Below are 20,352 nucleotides of genomic sequence, written 5' to 3'. Positions count from 1 at the left end.
CGCCCTCCTCTTGACGGGGTCGCTGATTGAAACGATCAGAGGCCGAGCGCTTTCATGTCGACGGGCGGCACGATGCGCTCTTTCTTCGTGGCATCATAGAATTGCGACAGGTTCTCCTTGGTCACCATGGGGGAGGAGAAGACGATCTCTTTCTTGACGTCCTTCTTTTCCAGAATGGCTGCGGTCACTTCCACGGCTTCGGCGCCGAAGGTTGGATATACGAAAGACCCGCGAAGCCGACCCGCCTCGATCATCTGGAATGTTTCGACAGTGGCACCGTCAAAGCCGGTCAACCACATTTCCTTGGCGCGTCCGGCTTCTTCGACGGCTTGCAGCGCGCCCTTGGCCATATTGTCGTTATGACAGTAGACGGCGTCGATATGCATGTTTGCTTGCAGGAAATCCTGCATCAGGGTGAGGGCTTCCGTGCGGCTATAATTGGCGGTTCCCCGGGAAACAACCTTGATGCCGGGTACCTTATCGATAACCTGATGCCAGCCCTCGCCACGCTGCTGGTTGACAATTGAACCAGCTTTGCCCTCGATCTGGGCGACCATGCCGCTGCCGTTCAGGGCTTTGACATAATATTCGCCTGCCTGACGTGCGGTGCCAAGTGTATCGGCGGCGAGATGGGCGGCATATTGGCTGCCACCGCCAAGCGCCGAGCTCATGACGATGATGGGAATTCCGGCATCGTTTAGAGCCTGAACGCCTGCCTGAACCGCCGTCGCGAAATATGTGATCATGATCACAGCATCGACACCGCGAACCGCCAGATCTTCGAGATTGCGAATTTCCTGTTCGGGGCTGTTACGTGCGTCGAGAGCAATGACTTCAAAGCCATGCTTTTTCGCCGAGGTCATGATGTCTTCGCGCTGGATTTTCAGCCATTCGTCAGTGGCATAGCTTTGCGAAAAGCCGATTTTCTTGCCGGCCAATGGCTGTTCTGCTCGGGCACTCGTGATCACATAGGGCGCCCCAATCGCGTTCAGGGTGACGGCGCCCAATCCCGCTTTAAGCAGATTTCGACGATTTAAAGCCGAAACATTCCCCAATGTCTTGAACTTGCTCATTCAGGTCTCTCCTCCTCAATTTGACCTTTAAAAATTTAATTAGCGAAGACGGTTGCGCTGATCGCTGATTACGACTGCGGCTACGATGATCACTCCCTTCGCGAGCATCTGTACGAAGGCGGATACGCCCAGGAGATTCAACAGGTTGGTAATGATTGCGAGGATCAGGACGCCGAGAATGGTGCCGGTTACTCCGCCCACACCTCCGTCGAAGGATGTGCCGCCGATCAGGGCTGCTGCAATGGCGTCGAGTTCAAAGAGATTGCCGCCATTCGGATCGGCAACGCTGACGCGGCTGACCAGTATTAGCCCAGCGATGCCAGCCAGCAGGCCGGAAAGGGCATAGACCTGAATTTTGATGCGATCGACCGGGATGCCGTAAACGCGGGCTGCTTCTTCGTTGGCGCCGACGGCGTAGACGTGCCGGCCCCAACGGGTGTGTTTCATGACATAGGCGAGGATCAGCCAAAGCATGAGGAACAACACGACGGGAACCGGAATGCCCGCAACATAGCCGGAGCCCAACCACCGGAAAGCAGCATCGGCACCTTCTGCAATGGTGTCGCCTCCGTCCGAGTAAAGATAAATGCCGCCGCGGGCAAAAATCATCATCGACAATGTCGCGATGAAGGGTTGCAGCTTGAGTTTGGTTATGATGACACCGTTGAACACCCCAAGCAGGGTTGTAAACGCCAAAGCGCCGATCCATGCGATAGGCGAACCTTGACCTGCCAGAACGGCCGCCGTGATTGCGCCAACCCCAACCAGCGATCCCGCCGACAGATCGATCCCGCGACAAAGGATCACCACGGTCATGCCGATGGCAACCACACCGACCATGCTCGCGCCGCGTATGACATTAAGAATATTGATGGGATTGAGAAAATGCGGTGAAGCCAAACTCGCTGCGATCACAAGTACAAGAAAGGTAATCACATGGCTGTAATTCAACAGGATAATCCCCAGCCGCTTGCTCCTGAAAGCAGGTGACTTTAACTGTGGCGCAGTATTGGCGCTAAAATCTGTATTGGACATGATGCCAATTCTCCTCCTCGATAATGCTGCGCCTTGCCGGATAAGACGTGGATGATCGCCATTGCGCACCGCATGAAACGCATATCTGGATCATTTTTCCGGTTGGCTCACCCTAATTCGTCAATCCATGCGGCGGCTTTCAAAGAGCCAGCCTGCAAGATGCCCAGCCAACCACCGTCATCCGGTTGTCGGAGGCGCGCCGGGTCCAGACTTCCAGTTCGACCTTGGTTTTTCCGTCAGATTCTCGTGTGATTGTGGTGACCTTGCCAGTCAGTGAAATCGGATCGAAGACCTGCAACGGAGCAATGAATTTCAGCTGAAACCAGCCATCCGTGAACCAGCTTGCGCCGAAAACGCGCACCATCAACTCCCCAAAGACACCGGCCTGCTGTTGCCCCTGTACGATCGGTACCGGCAATTTTCCCTCGCGGGCGATCTGAATGTCACTGTGGGTGTTCTTCACATATTCGCCGATACGGGAGAATACCGCCGTCTGTTCTGCCGTGATGACCTTTTCCAGCGGTGAAAGCACGTCGCCAACCTTGGTGTTTTGGTCGACATGGTCGATGTAACGTGGGTTTTCCGGAGTTTCACCGGTTACAGGACGCGCGGGCTTGTCGCTGGCGCGACCGCCAATGGCACCGGGAACCGTATGCAATATCTCGACGCCACGATGGCGAACGATACTGCGGCCGTCTTCGCCGACGGCTTGCGCTTCCATGACGACATAGCCTTGACCGCGCCGAACGTAAGATTGGATATAGGCACCTTTCATCGTGACCTTTTCGCCGAGCCTGACGGGGCTGTCGAACCACATCTGTTCCTCGGTGTGAAACCCGACAGTCTTGCTGCCTCGGTATTTCAAAGTGAAAAGCTGCACCAGGTCGTTTCCAAGCAGGCATGGTTGGCCGATACGGGTGCCGCCATCGGGGCCAGCCTGAAGATACCATGGGTTATAATCATCCTGAGTAAACGAAAAGCGTTTGATCTTATGGTCGTCGATGACAATCGACACGGGGCCGAACTGTTCAGGGATTTCAAGATTTTCAAAAAGCGGGTCCTTGAGGCCAGCCTCCAGATCGTCGATATCCACTGCCCGCCGCGGATCGGTCAGGTCGCGCCATAATTTAGATTTATCTACATTCACGTTCATGGGCTTATCCTCAAAAATCATGGCGTTATGCTCATATGGCTGTGCTGTTGTCCGCGAGCCGACGCGAAAGAAGCGCAAATGCCAGCATGCCGGGATCATCGATGCCGATGGTCTTGTCACCGAACATGCGTGCGCGACCGATGCGGTTTGGCTTGCTGCGGAAATCGTCAAGAGCATGCTGTGCACCGTCTGCCGCAGCATGGAGTGTCGGTTCACGGATCAGGCTCTTTATGACAGCATCAAGTGAATCGAGGATCGTCTTGTCACCGGGCGCTGCTTTGCCACGCGCCATCATCGCTTCCATCGCGCTTGCAAGGAGTGCGGGCATATCGGAGCCGTCGAGATCTGTGCGGCCTTTGCTTTCCTTGCCGATTGTCAGCAGCGCCGTTGCAACCAGCGTGCCGAGGCTCGATCCTGTGGAGACAGCAGCAGCTTTCGCAAGCGCGGAAAAGGCCGCGCCCATATCTTCCGCCTGTGACAGATCTGTCTGTGCCAGCCCGGCAAAAAGGCGGGCAAGCATGCTGCCGGTATCGCCGTCACCGAGTTTGGCGTCGGCGGCATTCAACTCCTGTTCCAGTTCACCCATCGCCTGATAGGCGGCTTTTGCACAGGCTGAGAGGTTGGCTTTTGTCACCGTCATGAGCGTACCGTCCAGAACGGGCAGGAGGCAGGGGCGGCAAGCAGTTGTTCGATTTCTGCATCGGCAAAGCACAGGCTGACGGATACGCCTGCCATTTCCATCGACGTAGCGAAATGGCCGACCAGTGGCTGCACGATCTGGATACCTGCTTCACTCAATTTCTGCACGGCACGGCGATACAGGATGAACAGTTCCTCAAGCGGTGTTGCGCCAAGACTGTTGAGCAGGATGGACAGTTTCGATCCGGCACCTTGCGGTCTGTCGGCGAGCAACCGTTCGATCATCTCGTCGATGATGGCATTGGCGGGCTTTAGCCTGTCGCGCCATATGCCGGGTTCGCCGTGAATGCCCATGCCCATTTCGATTTCATCTTCACCAAGAATAAAGGAAGGGCGGTGGGCACCCGGCACCTGACACGGCGAGAGGGCTACGCCGATGGTGCGGGTCATGTCGACGGTGCGCTGGGCAACTGTGCTAACCGTTTCAAGGTCGCCGCCTGCTTCGGCGGCAGCACCCGCTGCTTTGTAGGCATAGATGATACCGGCAACCCCACGACGTTTGCCGCGTTCCTCAGCACCTGCGCTGGCAATGTCGTCGGTACCGAGAACGGTGGTTGTGCGAATTTCATCTTCGAGCAGTTCGCCCGCCATATCGAAATTCATGCGGTCGCCGCCGTAATTGCCGTAAAGACGCAAGACGCCCTGACCGCGATTGGCAAACTTGATAGCGTCCATGCAGGAGCCGACCGTCGGCCCCTCGAAGACGTTGCCGATTGAACAGCTATCCAGAAGGCCGTTGCCGACATAGCCGGTAAAAAGCGGCAGGTGGCCCGAACCGCCACCGGAGACAATACCGACCTTGGTTTTTACGGAAGCCGCAGCGGATTGTGCCCGGCGAATGACACGACCGTTTTCACCGTCGCGTTCAAGGGAGGGATGGGCGGCGACAAGACCGTCGAGCATTTCATCGACGAAATCCTGCGGCCTGTTCATAAGCTTTTTCATCTGCCGTCTCCGCTCAGTAGCTCAACGATGGATTGTCGTTGAACATGGTGATCGGCGGATAGGCGAGTTGGTCGGTCACCACGTCGAGAACTGTGGTCTTACCGGAGGCAAGTGCCGCCTTCAGGGCCGGGAGAAAGTCGTCGGCCTTGTCAATGCGGATGCCGTCGCAACCGGCGGCACGGGCAATTGCAGCATGGTCGACGGCGGTGAAGTCGCAGGCATCCGAGTAATCACCGAAAATAACTTTCTCGGCATGTTTTTCGTAACCGAGAATTTCGTTGTTAAGCACGGCAACGACAACCGGCAGGTTCATGCGGCGGGCTGTTTCCAGTTCCGACCACACATGCGCGAAACCGCCGTCTCCCACCAGCGCGAAAACCGGCGCCTTCGGATTGGCAGCCTTGGCGCCGATAGCAAAGGGCAGGCCCCAGCCAAGACCGGCAAGGCCACGCGGTGTGATGAAGCGTTGTCCCGCTTTGCGGCTGGTCAGAAAATTCGCAATCCATATCGAGGAATAGCTGGCATCCGAAACGACGATCATCTCTGGTGTCAGCACACTGTCGAGATCGCTCATCAGCCGTTCAGGGCGAAGTGGGCTTTGGCTGGAGAGGGAAACGGTTTCCGCGTCTTTTTTGCCCTGTGCCAGACCTTGGGAAATTGTCTGCTCCAGTTTGGAGCGGCTTGCGCGCCGTTTTGCAAGGTCGGTATCTTTGAGTGCCTTGGTAAGGGCGTTGAGACCAAGCTTTGCATCGCCGACAAGGCGGACGGCTTCATAATTGCGCCCCACCTCGCTGGAATCCACATCGAGATGGATATAGGTGGCGTTTTCCGGGTAGAGCTGCCAGCTATCGGTGCCGTTCTGGTTTGTGCGGTTGCCGACCAGAAGAATAACATCTGCATCGGTGACAAGGTGGCGCAAATGTCTGCTGCGGCTGCGCTCGGCCATGAAATAGCCAACGACGCCTACGCTCAGAGGGTGGGTTTCATCGACCGCGCCTTTGCCCATGACAGTTGTTGCAACCGGGATGCCCGAGGCTTCCTGCAAGGCTGCCAGCTCCTGACAGGCATCGGAAATATGCACGCCACCCCCCGCGATGATCAACGGGCGTTCGGCCTTCGCCAAAAGTTCTGCCGCCTTGGTGACCTGCTGCGGATCGGGACCACAGCGATCGAGCGGAAAATGACCGAGCGAGGCATTTCTCGGAGCGCTCTGAACTGCTGGCTTGTCCATGAAGATGTCGATTGGTGCGATCAGCACTGCCGGACCGGGGCGACCGGAGGCAGCCGCAGTAAAAGCCGCATCGACGTAATCATCGATGCGGTCCACATCCGCCACACGCTTGATCCATTTTGCGACCCCCTTGAAGAGGTCAAGATGATCGAGTTCCTGAAAGGCGTTCTTGTCCGCGAAGGGGCGTGCGACGTCCTGAACGATGGCGACCACCGGCACGGATGCCTTCATCGCTTCTGCAAGACCGGCGACGAGCAGCGTGGCCGCCGGGCCGTTCTGGGCCGTGACGACCGGCACCTTGTGGGACATGCGGGCATAGGCGTCGGCCATGACCGACCCGGCGTTTTCGGTGCGATAACCGATCTGGCGAATGCCGTAATGCGGGGTTACCAGAAAAAGTGCGGCCGGGATGGCCTGACCGAAGATGACTTCGACGCCATGGCGTTTGAGTGCGGCGGCGAAGATATGGGCGCCGGTCGCATTCGATCCGGCAGAAGGCTGGGCTTTGATGGCGGTGGTTATATTGTTCATCATGAACTCCGTTTGTCTTGTGGCGGGTGGCCGCCATATAGGGTTTTCGCGCCCGGTCAGAGCGGCGCAAAGAGGATTTGTCTTGGGTCTATTTCGTGTCTGATGATACGAAGCTCATCGTCGCTCGGCGGGGGCGTGATCGGGGTTTTATCGAGGTTGCCAAGGTCGAAACCTGTCGCTTCACGCAGCTCATCGTGGCTGATGCCTTCATGGATCGATTTGACCCGGATGCGTCCGATGTCGCGGTCGAAATCGAAAACGCATTTCGGTGTGATGACAAGCGCGGGGCCACCCCAGTCGAGGCCAAGTTCTTTGCGGCCTTTTTCTCCGCCCGGAAAACCGACACCTGAAATGAAATCGACTGTTTCGACGAAGTTGCGTCGTTCATGATGAGGCATCATGATGTATTCGCGCCGGAACAGCGTCATGTGCTCGGGCTGAAGAATGGGACCCACAAGACGAACCTTGGGTTTTTCGTAATGGCCTACACAGACGCTGTTGATATTGCCGACAACGTCAACCTGCACGGCGCTTGAAAAGCCAAAGCTGATATCGCCGCGTTTCAGCGCCCATTGTCCGGGATAATCATATGTCTGCGCTTCGGCGGACAAGTCGCGAAGCAGGGCGTCGTGTTCGCAATCCGGCATGCGGTCGAGCTGGCTGAAATCGGGATTATGATAACAACCGGCCAGAAGCAGGGTCAAATCCGGGGTGCGGGTGCGGCGGGCCAGCTCCATGGCGACGATGGGGATCGCTGTGCCGAACATGGCCGCAGCTTTTCCAGTCAAAAGCCCTGTAAAGCCAACCTCGCCATTGATGAAGTCCTTTGCCAGAACGGCTGCGAGCGTTTCAAAAAGTGTCGGCTTCATCATAGCAGGCTGTCCATATCCTTGAGACGGGCAAGCTGGGCTGCGCCGATGGTTTCCAGATAGGCATCGTTGCCGCCGGTAAGGTGCACGTAGTTTTTGAGATAGGCGGCGGTGCCTTCATCACTTTCCGAAGCCGCGACATATTCCTCATAGTGTTTTTCATCCGCGAGATAGGCGCCGAGCGTCGGCGTTGGATGGGCACCATAAGGCAGTTCAACGACGGCGCTCACCTTGTAGGAAGGCAGTTCGACGAGCCGCGCATGTTTGCGGATGAAGGCGTTGGAGACGATCTTCTCCACCGTGACCACGACTTTGCTAGCCGACCGCCCCATGAGAACATCGTTACTCTGGGGCAGAAGACGGCGGGCCGGAAAAACCACATTTCCCCGTTCATCTGCTGCCAGGGCGTGGATGACGACGACATCGACATCCGCAGCCGGAACCGCATGCATGGAACGCCCGGTGATCGGACAGGCGAAGGGTTTGATCGCGGGGTTGTATTTGACTATGTCATTGCCACCCAGAAAAGGGACGGGCCAGAAGGCAAGCCCTTCCTGACTGGCGCGAAAACGGTCCCAGCTCACCATTTCAGGATAGTCTACGACCTTGATGTCGCCGTTTTCCACTGCCCTGCGATAATGGCGGGCAAGGCCGTATTTCTCGAGGCCGACATAGGATGTTTCGACACAGTTGAGGCATCCCGCTGCAGCCAGCAGATCGACGTCATAGGACTGTGCAGAACCCACGACTGTCAGGTTTTTCCGGCCCTGGCGGACAAGTTCCCGGATAAATCCCATGGGCTTCTGGTAAACCGCGAAGCCTCCGAAGGCGACCCGCGCTCCATCCGGTACGAGCCCGGCGGCCTCTTCGAGTGGTTTCAGTCTGGATGTGGGAGAAAGCATTTTATCAATCCTGCTTATGCTTGACGCTTGCGGAGCATGCTCCACCACACGGCCAGAATAATCACGAAGCCCTGTGCGATGAGAAAGACGACCGGATCGAGCCCGTTGAGCACCATGCCGTTGCGCAATACTGCAACGAAAAGCACGCCGATGACCGTTCCGATGATGCGCCCAACGCCGCCGGAGAGAATGGTGCCGCCGACAATGACGGCTGCAATGACATCGAGTTCCATCAGTTCGCCGACGGTTGGCGTGCCGGAATTCAGTCGCGATACGAGGAGAACACCACTTATTGCGGCAAGTAACTGGATCATCACCATGACGCCGACACGAAGTCTGCCGACCTTGACGCCGTAACGTGCAGCTGTGTCAGGGTTGCCGCCCACCGCATAGACATGCTGGCCGAAGCGGTGCTGTGAGAGAACGAACCAGCCAAGCAAAATGGCGACGATCATGACCCATACGGGGAAGGAAAGACCGAGAAAGGCTGTGTACCAGAGGTTGGCGAAGGATGAGGGAAGGGGGCCGATCGTCAACCCGTCGCTGATATAGAAGGCAATGCCCCGCAGACCGGACAAGAGACCGAGTGTGGTGATGAAGGTCGGGATGCCCCAGATGACCCGGAGTAGCCCGGTAAAGGCACCGACTGCCGCTGCTTCGAGAAGAACGATCAGAAAAGCTATCGGCATCGGTATACCGTAATTGACGACCAGCATCGCAAACAGGGTGCCCGACAAGCCCACTTGCGCTCCGACCGACAGGTCGATCTCGCCGGTGATGATGACGAAAGTCATACCGACCGCGATGATGGCAATGACCGATGTCTGCTGCAATAATGTCGCCCAGTTTTCTCCGGTCAGGAAATTAGGAGCATTGAAGCTGAAGAAGACAATCATCACCGCGAGCGCAACCGCGACGCCGATCTCAGCGCGCCAGCTAGCAAGATTGAACTTGCGCGGGGAATGCGCAGGCATACCGGTGCTTAAACCAGCAGTATTGGACATGGGAACCTCTGTGGATCGAATGGCCGACTGGTCGGCCATATGATTTTGGGACGTCAGTTGGCTGCGAGCGATTTTACGAGTTCAAGGTATTTCCTGATCTCTTCGGGATTGTCCCTGGTATAGATCTTGCTCGCAACTTCGACATTACGGGGTACGGTTTCCCCCTTCAGGTCCTTTGCCGCCGTTTCGATGGCGGAATAGCCCACCTGATAAGGTTGCTGATCGGCGATGGCATAGACCTTGCCGGAAGGATCGAGCATGTCGTTCGCCAGTTCCTGGCTCATATCGACACCGTAAAGACGTGTGTTGGCGTTCTGCCTTTTTGCAGCCTGGGCCGCACCTGCCATCGAGCCCGAGTTGGAGGCCCATATGGCCGATGTCTTGGGATTTCGTTGCAGGATGTTTTCGTAACCGTTGGCACCCAGTTCTGGTGTCGCAGCCGCAACCTCGCTGCCGATGGTGATACCGTCACCCTTGAGGGTAGACAGTAGTCCGGTCTTGCGCGGCATCATGTTGGGATTGGTGGGCGGGAGGGTGATCAGGCCGACGGTGTTCTTGCCGCCATTCAGTGCGGAAAGCTGCTTTACCATTTCGGTTCCGAGCTCCGCAGCCATCTTGAAACTGTCGACGCCAATCGTGTGCTTGGCAATCGACTTGTCCGCAAAGGCTGTGTCGAAATCGACAATGACGATGCCTCGGTCGGCTGCCCGTTTTGCCGCTGCCTGCGATGCATTCACGTCGAGCGGTGGCATGACGATCGCCTTGGCACCGCGCGTTACCAGATCTTCTACGACCTGTGCCTCTGTCGGCAGCTGACGACGGTTTTGACCGATCTGAAGCTTGACGTCGTATTTCTTGGCGGCGTCGTTCATGCCGCGCTCGATCTGCTGCCAGAATTGCGAATCCCTGGCGTAGATGATGGCACCGATAACGGTTTCGTCCGCTGCCTTCGCCGGAAGCGTGGCAATTGCCATGGTCGTCACGGCCATGAGGCCACTTATAAGTTTTTTCACGATCAACTCCTCCCTTTGATCTTTGCAATCTGGCGATCTCGTGTGGTGCCCGGATCGCCTTTCCCAGAACTCTCCTGAATTCCTCCTCCAAGAAAAACGTTTTCCGAAAACGTTTCGATAAACAAACACAGCTACACGAAGCTGTCAATGGCCGCAATGCCATTTCAGACTAATTCTTGTCGGAAGTCCCTTCGCGGCTGGATGGTGCGGCTGTCGTTCCGCGCACGATCAGGCGTGTGGGAAGAATAATCTCCTTGGCGGCCCTCGATGGTTGACGGATGCGTTTCATGAGCAATTCCGCCGCCGCGGCACCCATATCCCGCTTTTGCAGTTGTATCGTCGTGAGGTCGATTGATTTGAGGTTCGCAAGCATGATGTCATCGAGCCCGATGACCGAGATATCCTCGGGTATCCGTAGTCCATTTTCCAGAGCGACCTGCATGAAACCCAGCGCATTCATGTCACTGCTGGCCAGAACGCAGGTCGGCGGGGTTTTCATTGTGGTAAAATAATGGGCCGCTTCAATCCCGCTATCGAACGTATATCGCCCCTCGAAAATCATCGATTTCGACTGAGACAACCTCAGACGAGAACTTTCCTGCCGGAAGGTTTCCAGACGCTCGCGCGCGGAACTGGATTCAAGCGGTCCGGTTACGAAGCCGACGCGGCGGTGGCCGAGCGCATGGGCATGGCGAATGGCTTCGGTAATTCCTTCCCGATTATCGGAGCCGACATAATCGTCCTTCCATTTTTCGGTTCTGCGCTGAACTAATACATAAGGCGTGCCATGATCCAGAAGGGCGCGGATGCGCGGCGATTCGCAATGCTGTGAAATAAGCACCATACCATCGACCTGATGATCGTAGAGGGCCTGCATTTGCTGGATTTGGCGCTCTTCATTCTCGTCGGTATTGCACAGGAGCATGGTGCATTTTTCGCGAAGAGCGACATCTTCCACGCCACGCACGAAATCGGCCGAGGACGGATTGGCAACGTCTGCAATCAATACGCCAATGGTAAAGCTGCGCTGCATGCGCAGGGCTCTTGCGACAGCTGAGGCGCGATAGCCTAGCTTGCGTGCCGTTTCATTCACCAGTTCCCGGGTTTCTTCCTTGACATATTGCTTGCCGGACAAGGCGTTTGAAACCGTCGAGAGCGCCAGCCCCGATACCTTGGCCACGTCCTTGATCGTAACTTTTTTTCGTTCTGCCATTCTGTCCCCGTTTTCACTGCGGCTGATGACTGTATTGACATCGTCTGCTTAAAGGATGTATCAAATTGTAGAAACGTTTTCCAGAAACGATTTTATCTTCCCTAATTCGTCGCCGGAGGCACGCTGTAAAGTGGTGCGGCAATATGGGTATGCCACGAGAATCTGTTCTCGTTAGCGGAGGAGGTTAGCATATGACGAACGAATTTCTGCTGCGGGTCAATAACCTGAGCAAATCTTATGGTGCCGTACAGGCATTGCAGGGGGTGAGTTTCACCATGCGCCCCGGTGAGACCATTGCGCTGGTCGGTGACAATGGTGCGGGCAAGAGTACGCTGGTGAAGCTGCTTTCCGGTGTCATTCGTCCCACCTCCGGAACGATTGAGCTGGACGGTCAGTCCATCGAGCTTTCTTCGCCTGATGTCGCCCGTATCCATGGTATTGAAACGGTCTATCAGGACCTGGGTCTTTGCAACAATCTGACCGTTGCCGAAAATATCTTTCTCGGTCGTGAAGAAGTGATCGGCTGGGGTCCTTTTTCTTTTCTGGCGCGTGGTCGCATGCGCGAAAAGGCGAAACAGGCGCTGGCGGGGCTGTCGATTAACGTTCCGTCACCCGACCAGAACGTTACTGGTCTGAGCGGCGGTCAAAGACAGGCGGTGTCCATTGCCCGAAGCCGGTTGTGGAAAAGCGCGCTCGTCATGCTGGATGAACCGACGGCGGCGCTGGGCGTGCAGGAAACGGCCAAGGCGATGGAGGCCGTGCGACAATTGCAGAGCAATGGCGTAGCGATCATTCTCATCACTCACAGTATGCCGATGGCAAAGGAAATGAGCGACCGCGTCATTGTGTTGCGCAGGGGCAGGAAAGTGGGCGATGTTCGCACGGCTTCGGTTTCCGGTGACGATATCGTTTCGCTGATTACCGGCGCGCGTGAACAATTGATCGAGGCGGCCTGACCCCATGGCGCACTCAAAGCTCGTTTCGCTCGATGAGGCGGTTGCCTCCGTTCATGATGGCATGTCGATTACAGCTGGCGGTTTTGCGCATTCCCATCAACCGATGGCTTTTTTCAGGGCGCTTATGCGCACTGGCGTCAAAGACCTGACGATCATGGGTGTGGCCGAGTGCTGGGTGGCCGAATGGCTGGCAGCGGCTGGCATGTTGCGGCGCGCATATTTCTCGAATTTCATGTTTGAAGGATTTGGGCGCTGTCGTCGTTTTTCCGAAGGCATAGAAAACGGAACGATAGAAGCGGAAGATCACAGTCATTTCGGCATGGTCATGCGTTTCATGGCCGCTGGATTGGGACTGCCTTTCATGCCGATGCGTTCACAGGCCGGTACCGACATCATGAATGTCCGGGGCTTTGAAAATCCGTCCGACAAGGCACGGATGTTTCAGTCTCCGTTCGATGGAGAAATGCTTAGCCTGATTTCACCATTGAAGCCGGATATTGCCGTCATTCATGCGGCGAGGGCCGATGAACTGGGCAATGTGGAACTTTACGGCACCACATCCGTCATCGAAGAGCAGGTCCGCGCGGCAGCCATGGTTATCGTCACCGTGGAGGAAATTGTCTCGACCGATGAAATCCGGCGCAATCCGCAGGCGACATTGATACCGGGCATGATGGTCGACAAACTGGTTCATCTTCCCTATGGCGCATTTCCGCTGGGGGTTTACGGCTATTATGAATATGATAATGCGGCGCTGGCTGAATATTACGAAGCCTCGCGCAGCCCTGAAACCACCCGTCTGTGGCTCGATAAATGGGTGCATGGCATAAAATCCCATTGGGAGTATCTGGATGCGCATGGCGCATCGCGGCTTCTCGCACGGCGCACCGATCCGCACCTCGGTTATAAATACGATATACCGGAAGAGGTGGCGATATGACCGGCATCAGTCGTGACATATTGATGGCGGTTGCCGCCTCGCGGGAAATCAGGGATGGCGAAACGGCCTTCATCGGCACAGGACTGCCGATGGTAGCCGCCTATCTTGCCAAGGCAACGCATGCGCCGACGGTCAGTCTGGTTTTTGAATCCGGCATTATCGATCCCGCACCCATCGAGCTTGCCTCCGGCGTCGGCGATTACAAGCTCGTCTATGGTTCGACCAAGGTGGCAGGCACATTCTATGCGCTGTCGCTATTGCAGCAGGGCAAGGTCGATATAGGTTTTCTCGGAACTGCCGAGATCGATGCCTTTGGCAATCTCAATTCGACAATCATCGGTGACTATCGCAAGCCGAAAGTTCGGCTTCCCGGTTCAGGCGGCGCAAACGACATTGCTTCCATGGCAAAACGTTTTGTTATTATTGCGCGTGCCGACCGCAAGCGTTTCGTTGAAAAATTGAACTATCTGACGACGCCGGGTTTTCTCGATGGGCCCGGTGCCCGCGAAGCGGCTGGGCTGCCGGGTGCGGGGCCGGTGAAGGTGATTACCGATCTCGGTATTCTCGGTTTCGATCCACATACAAAACGCATGCGTCTGGAAGAAACGTTTCCTGGCATAAAAGCCGAAGATGTGCAGGATGTCATTGGGTTCAGGCTTGAAGCTTATAGCCGGGCGAAACCAGCAATACCGCCGACATCTGTTCAGATCGAGCTTCTGACAAGGAAAATCGATCCGATCGGCATGTATATCAAAGCTTTTCAGGCCTGACCTATGAGACAAACCGAAATGAAGCATGCAAGCTTGAAGCAGGCAGCGGCAATGGTGAGCGACGGTGCAATTCTTGCATTGGGCGGGAGTGAAACTGCCCGCCAGCCCATGGCTTTGGTGCGTGAAATTATCCGGCAGGGCAAAAAGGGACTGCATCTTTGCGGTTATAGACAGGGTGCCGATTTCGACATGCTTGCCCGTTCCGGCTGTGTCGCAACACTTGACGCGCCTGTCTCTGCTGATCCTTTGCATGGCAATGGCGTGGTGTCGAAGCCAATCGGCAGGGCTGCGGCCTTTGTCCGGTTCGAGGCTGCCGCAGCAGATTTACCATATGCTCTGGTCAAGCCGGAAGCGATGCAACAAGTGAGCGATGGTATCGTAGCGGTAGAAGACGTTTTCGGCGAGGAAGCATCCTTGGCCGTTCGTCGGCTTGATCCAGATATTGCGATTATTCATGCCCACGCCGCAGATATATACGGCAATGTGCAGATGGATATGAAATTTCATGGCGATTTCGTCTGCGATCTTGTTCTGGCCCGCGCCGCAAAATGCGTGATCGTTAGCGTCGAACAGATAGTCAGTCCTCAGTCGATTGTGGGTGCGCCTTGGAAAACCGTCTTGCCAGCTGAAGCTGTCGCTTGCGTGGTTGAGGCACCCTATGGTGCACTGCCCACTGCCTGCGAAGGTCGCTATCGGGCCGACGAGGACGCCTTGGTAAAATACACGAAGGCGAGCCGACAAGCATCGATGGCGCGAGAATGGTTCGATGCGCATATCTATGCATCCGGCAGTCATGCTCTCTATCTGGATCGGCTGGGAATGAAGCATATTCAATCCCTGACCGTGAATCAGCCCATACGTGCCTGAAAGCTGGATAGGTATAGGGACTGCTAAAGCACTGAAAGAAAGATTGAATCCATGAGGCAGGGCGGTGAGGCGGCTTCTTTCTATGAAGAGCGGGGCATGGGGGCTGAAGAAGCCTATCTTGCACAGCTTCATGCTTTGTGGCGCAAGAACTGGCCAGCGCAGTTGCGGGCCGCCCCGCAAGATCCGATGCCCGGTCTGGACTTGCCACAGCGCGTGGCTGAATGGGCGCGGCTGAAACCGGAACAGACGGCAATTTGGTTTTATGGACGTAGTTTTACTTATGCCGAACTGTTCGATCTGAGCGAGCGTTTCGCGCAAGTGCTTCGCATGAAGGGGATCGTTCCAGGTGATCGCGTCGCGCTGTTTATGCCGAATTGTCCGCAGTTTACCGTGGCGTTTTTGGCAATCTTGCGCCTCGGTGCCGTTCATTGTCCGATGAGCCCATTGGCGAAGCGGGCGGAATTGGAACACCAGTTGAAGGATTGTGGTGCCAGAGCAATCATCGCACTGCAATCATTGATGCCTGTTGTCGAATCCTGCGAGAACACCAGTCTTTCCCTGTTTTTCAGAACGCGCATTTCCGATGCCCTGCCAGATGTTGCGGAGATACCATTGCCGTCCATGGTCCTTGCCGAAGAAGCATCACAAGGCGAAGCAATCGATTTCTTCAAGGCGATTGCCGAGATCACGTCGGCAGGCGAGGGCATGGAGAAACGTATGGTCGATCCTGATGCTATTGCTTCGATCAACTATACGAGCGGCACCATGTCCTATCCGAAAGGATGCCTGCATACGCAGGCGCATATGCTCTATACGGCTGCTGCCAATCACCTTCGGGAAGAGAGTTTTAAAGAGGCGACGCTGAATTTCTTTCCGCAATTCTGGATCGCGGGGCAAAATCATGGCCTCGTTTATCAGATATTCTCAGGAACAACGCTTGTTTTGCTGTCGCGTTGGGATGCGCTGGCCTTCATGATGGCGGTATCCAGTCAGCGTATCGGAGCCACAACGATGCTGGTCGATAATCTTCTCGAAGTCATGAACCACCCAAGGTTCTACGAATTCGATCTGTCGTCCCTGCGGCTCATCCGTTGCGTGTCCTTTGTCAAGAAGCTTGACCTCGATATCCGGCTTCGATGGATGCAACGTTACCCAGAGACCGTGCTTTGCGAATCCGCATGGGGCATGACCGAAACGCACACTGCCAACACAGTAACCATCGGCTTTCAACACGAGGATTTTGATCTTCAATCGCGTCCGACATTCGTAGGCGTGCCATCTCCGGGTACAGAGTTCAAAATCTGCGATTTTGAAACCGGAGAAATATTGCCTCTGGGAAGTGAAGGGGAAATTTGTTGTCGGTCACCCTCCATCTTCAATGGCTATCTCAATGCAGAGGAAGCGACTGCGACTGTTCTTCGGGATGGCTGGTTGCATTCGGGTGACATCGGACAAATCGATGCGGATGGTTTCATTCATTATCTGGGACGAAAGAAAGACCTCATCAAAGTGAACGGCATGAGCGTGGCCCCCGCAGAGATTGAGGCGGTTCTGGCCGCGCATCCTGCTGTATTTGCAGTTGCTGTGGTGCCTCGGATGGATGAGAAAAAAGGTCAGGTTCCAGTGGCCTATGTTCAGTTGAAACGCACTGCAAGTCGCATTGTGGAATGTGAGCTTGTTGATTGGTGCAAAGAACGGATTGCAAGTTATAAAGTGCCTGAAGTTTGCTTTTCGCGTGCCCTTCCAGTCAGTGCAACGGGAAAGATAAGAAAGGATGTTATTAAAGGGTGGGCGGAAGCACATTAATATAGAGCAATTTATTATGATCTATTCTCATTGACTCCTCGTCTGGGGGCAAAAACTCTATTTGAATTTGAGGTGTTGAGCGCCATGCGAGGGACGAATTCAATCAGGCGGGCGAGTTTGTACTCCAAAGATTCCTAGTTCGAATTTACGTATGTCACACTCTTGTCAATGCTGGGCAGCAATTGAGCCGCTAACACGAAAGGCGACGAACTGAATGAACCTTGCATCGCAGCCATTCGCGACAAGCCGATTCTTGACAGGCAATCAATTCGTCAGCTTGGGCCCCCACCTTAACCGCTATTCGTCCACTGGCTCATTTTTTTTATATACCAAGCGCCTCCACGAGAAGCGTAAAAGCTGGCGTCGGTGGTCCACGGCTGGGGTGCTTCGGTCGTCCATAGTTCAGTGAAGGAGAACTGTGAATGCTCAGGTAGATCGATATGCTAAGGGGCGCGACCGCCGTCATCGGCATTCTTCGTCCACTCGTAAAACCCATCAGCCGGGATTTGGTACCGCCTGCCCTCTCGCAATGATATCTCGTCTTCGGCGTGAGTAACGAACAGGACATCATGCGCGGGACAGATACAGCCGTTGAACCTCTGACCAAGGTAGGTACAATGTAAATCGACCGCACATGCCTTACTCCCTCTAAATTAAGCCGTTTCACTCGAACTATTAACTATAGCGCGAACGGCACGGGCTGAAATCTTATATTTCTTGGCAATTTCAGAGATGGAAGTTTTTCTCATAAACGCGCTTTTTATTTCCTTTCGCTCATTGCTTTTCACTTTTCGCGGCCGTCCTATATGCTTTCCTTTCAATCGTGCTGCTTCCATCCCAGCCCTGGTTCGTTCGCTAATAAGAGAACGTTCAAACTCAGCTAACGCGGCCATAATGTGAAATATGAGCCGTCCACCAGAAGATGTCGTATCGATACTCTCCGTCAACGATTGAAATTCGACACCTTGCATTCCAAGATTATTAACAAGTTCAACGAGATTAACGAGAGACCTACCGAGTCGGTCAAGTCGCCAAACCACCAACGTATCTCCATCGGAAAGGTGATCCAGTGCTCCCTGAAGCCCGGGTCGATTGGATACTTTCCCAGAAACGCCTTGATCTGTATATATTTTGCTACATCCTGCTAAGCGAAGCGCATTTAGCTGCAAATCAAGGTGTTGATCGTCTGTAGAAACCCTCGCATAACCAATGCGAGCTATTTCTTTTTTTGGTTTTACTAGATCTTCGTTCTTCTTTTCTGTTCGTGGGCGCATAGTAAATATTCTGAGCTTTGCCATTTATTTTAACGCCATTCTTGTTCTCGCGAACCCCCTTGGCGATTGACATAAAGGGAACCCTTTCCTCCGCTTATATTTGTAAACATTTTTCGCAATGAAAGTTCCCCCCGGAATTGGCCGACAGGCCGTTTTGCTGACGAATCTGTGTTTTAATCCAATGCGAATGAGTTTTGACATGGACTTACCATAAGGGTTCCCTTTCGTTCCGAGCATCTCTGTCCGCTATCGAACCAAACTGAGGTGAGTCATTTGATGGATCACCTCGATGCCGCAGATCCCGCATTATTTTCTGCAATAACGGACGCAATTCTAGAGAACCGAATTGAAATCGCGGTTCAGGGAATACATTGCGTTACAAATGCTGACCGTTTGCTTTACGGCGAGTGCCTTGCACGACTTCTGAACCGCGACGGTACCATCACCAGTGCTGGCGAGTTCATTCCCATCCTGGATATCTGGGGCAAAACACCGCTCCTTGATCAGCACATGATTAAGCTCGTTCTTGACGAACTGGACACAGATTCACGCGCAGTTCTGGGCTGCAACATTTCAACAGATAGCCTCACGGACGCCGAATGGTCGCTGATATATCGCCAGTTGGTCGAACGTGCTCACTTGGTTCACCGTCTGGTTCTTGAAATCACTGAAACAAGACCGCTCAGCGATATTGTGACTGCTAACAGATGTCTGGCCGCTGCGCGTAAACTCGGTTGTCTTGTCGCTATCGACGACTTCGGAAGCGGTCAGGTCACGCCCTGGCAGTTGCTACGGCTGGAGGTCGATATCGTCAAGATCGATGCCGCATTCGTTCGTGACATCAAGGAATCCCATCCTCGGGGCAACAGCCTTCAATTCATGATCGGACTGGCGAAATGCGCCGCTCCGACTGTCATCGTTGAGGGCGTCGAAACCAATACTCACCTGATCGATGCAGTGATGGCCGGGGCTACCCATGCCCAGGGATACCATCTGTCTCGACCAGTATTCCTGCATTCAAACGAGCCTGTGTTCCGGGCTAATTCTGAGGGTAAGACATGTCATTAATTTCCAGAGATCTGGCGCGTGTGCTGGGGTCAACCGCCATTGCACTGGTTCTAACAGGTACAATCGCAAAGGCTGAGCCCGCAGTCACGATGGATGGAGCTGCATATCGGTATTCTGCGGGAGGCACTGATACGACGAGTGGTAACACTTTTGAAGCTGCCACGAGCGGGCCGACTAAACGGGCATGGGGCATGCTCGTATACAATGGCTCGATTGCAAACGTCTCCGATACAACAGTCATCACGTCCGGATCCCAAGCACACGGAATTCAGGTCGGCGCCAAAGGTGGCAACGCAGACGGTACAGATCATTCAACAATCAATCTCGGCAACGGCGTTAATGTAACGACGAGCGGAAATGATTCTTATGGTCTTCATGCTATTGATGGTGGAATTATCTCCGGAACCGCGACAATCGGCACAACTGGTGCGAGAGCGTATGGTGCGTTTGCGGAATCTTTCTCGACAATCGATCTGACTGGCGGCTCGATCACCACGAGTGGCAGCCTTGCCTATGGCCTGCTAGCGAACAACGATATGAATACTGTCGGCGGCAAAATCACCGCGACGGATGTTGATATCGACACCTCTTCCAGCTGGACATTTGGTGCTTATGCCAAAAACGGCGGCGAAATTACGCTAAATGGCGGCTCGATCACCACCACGGGCGAACGCGCTTATGGAATTCTCGCCAGCAATGGCGGTATAGTTAGTTCTAGCGCCGATATCAAAACCACTTTCGATAAGACTCACGGCATCCAGGCAGGCGAGGATGCAAACAATCCTGGCGGGCGGGTTAATCTGACTGGCGGAAGCGTTACAACTGATGGGGTTTTCTCAGTCGGTCTGCACGCTGTTCAAGGCGGCACAATCCAGGGCAACACGACAATCACGACCAATGGCGTGAATGGTCACGGCGCGTTTGCTGAAAGCGATTCAATCATTGCGCTGAACAACTCAACCTGTTGATTGCCACTGAGAACTGACCCGGCGTTTCCACCGAG

General features: G+C 54.8%; 19 protein-coding genes. 7 read left to right on the top strand and 12 right to left on the bottom strand.

Translation table 11 applies throughout. The features are described from left to right. Positions 1-35 precede the first annotated feature (35 nt). The 11 genes from CES86_RS20895 to CES86_RS20845 form a co-directional block, all read right to left on the bottom strand. A complete protein-coding gene (locus CES86_RS20895; protein WP_094515292.1) occupies positions 36-1,073 on the bottom strand; it encodes a substrate-binding domain-containing protein in 1,038 nt (345 codons plus the stop codon). A 39-nt stretch (positions 1,074-1,112) separates the two neighbouring features. Further along, positions 1,113-2,108: an ABC transporter permease gene (locus CES86_RS20890; RefSeq protein ID WP_094515291.1), complete on the bottom strand. Its 996-nt coding sequence runs from the start codon at positions 2,106-2,108 to the stop codon at positions 1,113-1,115. A 139-nt stretch (positions 2,109-2,247) separates the two neighbouring features. Continuing rightward, positions 2,248-3,261 (bottom strand): MaoC family dehydratase, encoded by a 1,014-nt coding sequence (locus tag CES86_RS20885; RefSeq protein WP_094515404.1) that lies wholly within the window; start codon positions 3,259-3,261, stop codon positions 2,248-2,250. A gap of 31 nt (positions 3,262-3,292) precedes the next feature. Beyond that, complete coding sequence (locus CES86_RS20880; RefSeq protein WP_094515290.1) at positions 3,293-3,901, bottom strand: dihydroxyacetone kinase subunit L; 609 nt, start codon at positions 3,899-3,901, stop codon at positions 3,293-3,295. Beyond that, positions 3,898-4,905 carry a dihydroxyacetone kinase subunit DhaK gene (locus tag CES86_RS20875; RefSeq protein WP_094515289.1) on the bottom strand — a complete coding sequence of 336 codons (1,008 nt, stop codon included), beginning with the start codon at positions 4,903-4,905 and terminating at the stop codon, positions 3,898-3,900. The genes CES86_RS20880 and CES86_RS20875 overlap by 4 nt, the downstream gene beginning before the upstream one ends. 13 nt (positions 4,906-4,918) lie before the next feature. Beyond that, positions 4,919-6,667 carry an acetolactate synthase catalytic subunit gene (locus CES86_RS20870; protein WP_374828193.1) on the bottom strand — a complete coding sequence of 583 codons (1,749 nt, stop codon included), beginning with the start codon at positions 6,665-6,667 and terminating at the stop codon, positions 4,919-4,921. A gap of 56 nt (positions 6,668-6,723) precedes the next feature. Continuing rightward, entirely contained in the window at positions 6,724-7,539 is an 816-nt protein-coding gene (locus CES86_RS20865) for a hypothetical protein (protein WP_094515287.1), read from the bottom strand. Beyond that, positions 7,536-8,438, bottom strand: coding sequence for a CoA transferase subunit A (locus tag CES86_RS20860; protein ID WP_094515286.1), 903 nt, complete (start codon positions 8,436-8,438; stop codon positions 7,536-7,538). Before CES86_RS20860 ends, CES86_RS20865 begins: the two co-directional genes overlap by 4 nt. Before the next feature lie 14 nt (positions 8,439-8,452). Then, entirely contained in the window at positions 8,453-9,442 is a 990-nt protein-coding gene (locus CES86_RS20855) for an ABC transporter permease (protein ID WP_167387137.1), read from the bottom strand. Between the two features lie 53 nt (positions 9,443-9,495). Beyond that, on the bottom strand, positions 9,496-10,455 hold the full coding sequence (locus CES86_RS20850; RefSeq protein WP_143851098.1) for a sugar ABC transporter substrate-binding protein: 960 nt from the start codon (positions 10,453-10,455) through the stop codon (positions 9,496-9,498). Positions 10,456-10,624: 169 nt separating this feature from the next. Next, entirely contained in the window at positions 10,625-11,668 is a 1,044-nt protein-coding gene (locus CES86_RS20845) for a LacI family DNA-binding transcriptional regulator (protein ID WP_094515283.1), read from the bottom strand. A gap of 191 nt (positions 11,669-11,859) precedes the next feature. On the opposite strand from CES86_RS20845, the gene CES86_RS20840 reads away from it, so the two are divergent. The 5 genes from CES86_RS20840 (at position 11,860) to CES86_RS20820 (ending at position 17,007) form a co-directional block, all read left to right on the top strand. Continuing rightward, complete coding sequence (locus CES86_RS20840) at positions 11,860-12,624, top strand: ATP-binding cassette domain-containing protein (protein WP_094515282.1); 765 nt, start codon at positions 11,860-11,862, stop codon at positions 12,622-12,624. A gap of 4 nt (positions 12,625-12,628) precedes the next feature. Then, positions 12,629-13,564, top strand: coding sequence for a CoA transferase subunit A (locus tag CES86_RS20835; RefSeq protein ID WP_094515281.1), 936 nt, complete (start codon positions 12,629-12,631; stop codon positions 13,562-13,564). Continuing rightward, positions 13,561-14,334: a CoA-transferase subunit beta gene (locus tag CES86_RS20830; RefSeq protein WP_094515280.1), complete on the top strand. Its 774-nt coding sequence runs from the start codon at positions 13,561-13,563 to the stop codon at positions 14,332-14,334. Before CES86_RS20835 ends, CES86_RS20830 begins: the two co-directional genes overlap by 4 nt. Positions 14,335-14,352: 18 nt before the next feature. Then, entirely contained in the window at positions 14,353-15,201 is an 849-nt protein-coding gene (locus CES86_RS20825) for a CoA transferase subunit A (protein ID WP_167387136.1), read from the top strand. Between the two features lie 213 nt (positions 15,202-15,414). Next, positions 15,415-17,007, top strand: a complete 1,593-nt coding sequence (locus tag CES86_RS20820) for an AMP-binding protein (RefSeq protein WP_328589819.1) — start codon at positions 15,415-15,417, stop codon at positions 17,005-17,007. A 653-nt stretch (positions 17,008-17,660) separates the two neighbouring features. Here the strand turns inward: CES86_RS20820 and CES86_RS20815 are convergent. Continuing rightward, positions 17,661-18,305, bottom strand: a complete 645-nt coding sequence (locus CES86_RS20815; protein ID WP_328589818.1) for a recombinase family protein — start codon at positions 18,303-18,305, stop codon at positions 17,661-17,663. A gap of 252 nt (positions 18,306-18,557) precedes the next feature. Here CES86_RS20815 and CES86_RS20810 point away from each other — a divergent pair, with 252 nt between their 5' ends. Both CES86_RS20810 and CES86_RS20805 read left to right on the top strand, forming a co-directional pair. Then, entirely contained in the window at positions 18,558-19,349 is a 792-nt protein-coding gene (locus tag CES86_RS20810) for an EAL domain-containing protein (protein WP_094515278.1), read from the top strand. Beyond that, a complete protein-coding gene (locus CES86_RS20805; protein ID WP_143851097.1) occupies positions 19,340-20,317 on the top strand; it encodes a hypothetical protein in 978 nt (325 codons plus the stop codon). Before CES86_RS20810 ends, CES86_RS20805 begins: the two co-directional genes overlap by 10 nt. The last annotated feature ends 35 nt before the right edge of the window (positions 20,318-20,352 follow it).

Source organism: Brucella lupini, from assembly GCF_002252535.1.
GTDB lineage: Bacteria > Pseudomonadota > Alphaproteobacteria > Rhizobiales > Rhizobiaceae > Brucella > Brucella anthropi.
Note: the sequence above shows the minus strand (reverse complement) of the source record. Positions and strands in the feature narration are given on the sequence as shown.

Bases quoted from the DNA above. Each gene is read 5' to 3' on its own strand.
- CES86_RS20890 (WP_094515291.1), bottom strand. From the start codon at position 2,108: ATGTCCAATACAGATTTTAGCGCCAATACTGCGCCACAGTTAAAGTCA.
- CES86_RS20815 (WP_328589818.1), bottom strand. From the start codon at position 18,305: ATGGCAAAGCTCAGAATATTTACTATGCGCCCACGAACAGAAAAGAAG.
- CES86_RS20830 (WP_094515280.1), top strand. From the start codon at position 13,561: ATGACCGGCATCAGTCGTGACATATTGATGGCGGTTGCCGCCTCGCGG.
- CES86_RS20845 (WP_094515283.1), bottom strand. From the start codon at position 11,668: ATGGCAGAACGAAAAAAAGTTACGATCAAGGACGTGGCCAAGGTATCG.
- CES86_RS20885 (WP_094515404.1), bottom strand. From the start codon at position 3,261: ATGAACGTGAATGTAGATAAATCTAAATTATGGCGCGACCTGACCGAT.
- CES86_RS20875 (WP_094515289.1), bottom strand. From the start codon at position 4,905: ATGAAAAAGCTTATGAACAGGCCGCAGGATTTCGTCGATGAAATGCTC.
- CES86_RS20870 (WP_374828193.1), bottom strand. From the start codon at position 6,667: ATGAACAATATAACCACCGCCATCAAAGCCCAGCCTTCTGCCGGATCG.
- CES86_RS20835 (WP_094515281.1), top strand. From the start codon at position 12,629: ATGGCGCACTCAAAGCTCGTTTCGCTCGATGAGGCGGTTGCCTCCGTT.
- CES86_RS20810 (WP_094515278.1), top strand. From the start codon at position 18,558: ATGGATCACCTCGATGCCGCAGATCCCGCATTATTTTCTGCAATAACG.
- CES86_RS20880 (WP_094515290.1), bottom strand. From the start codon at position 3,901: ATGACGGTGACAAAAGCCAACCTCTCAGCCTGTGCAAAAGCCGCCTAT.
- CES86_RS20840 (WP_094515282.1), top strand. From the start codon at position 11,860: ATGACGAACGAATTTCTGCTGCGGGTCAATAACCTGAGCAAATCTTAT.
- CES86_RS20895 (WP_094515292.1), bottom strand. From the start codon at position 1,073: ATGAGCAAGTTCAAGACATTGGGGAATGTTTCGGCTTTAAATCGTCGA.
- CES86_RS20825 (WP_167387136.1), top strand. From the start codon at position 14,353: ATGAAGCATGCAAGCTTGAAGCAGGCAGCGGCAATGGTGAGCGACGGT.
- CES86_RS20865 (WP_094515287.1), bottom strand. From the start codon at position 7,539: ATGATGAAGCCGACACTTTTTGAAACGCTCGCAGCCGTTCTGGCAAAG.
- CES86_RS20855 (WP_167387137.1), bottom strand. From the start codon at position 9,442: ATGTCCAATACTGCTGGTTTAAGCACCGGTATGCCTGCGCATTCCCCG.
- CES86_RS20860 (WP_094515286.1), bottom strand. From the start codon at position 8,438: ATGCTTTCTCCCACATCCAGACTGAAACCACTCGAAGAGGCCGCCGGG.
- CES86_RS20805 (WP_143851097.1), top strand. From the start codon at position 19,340: ATGTCATTAATTTCCAGAGATCTGGCGCGTGTGCTGGGGTCAACCGCC.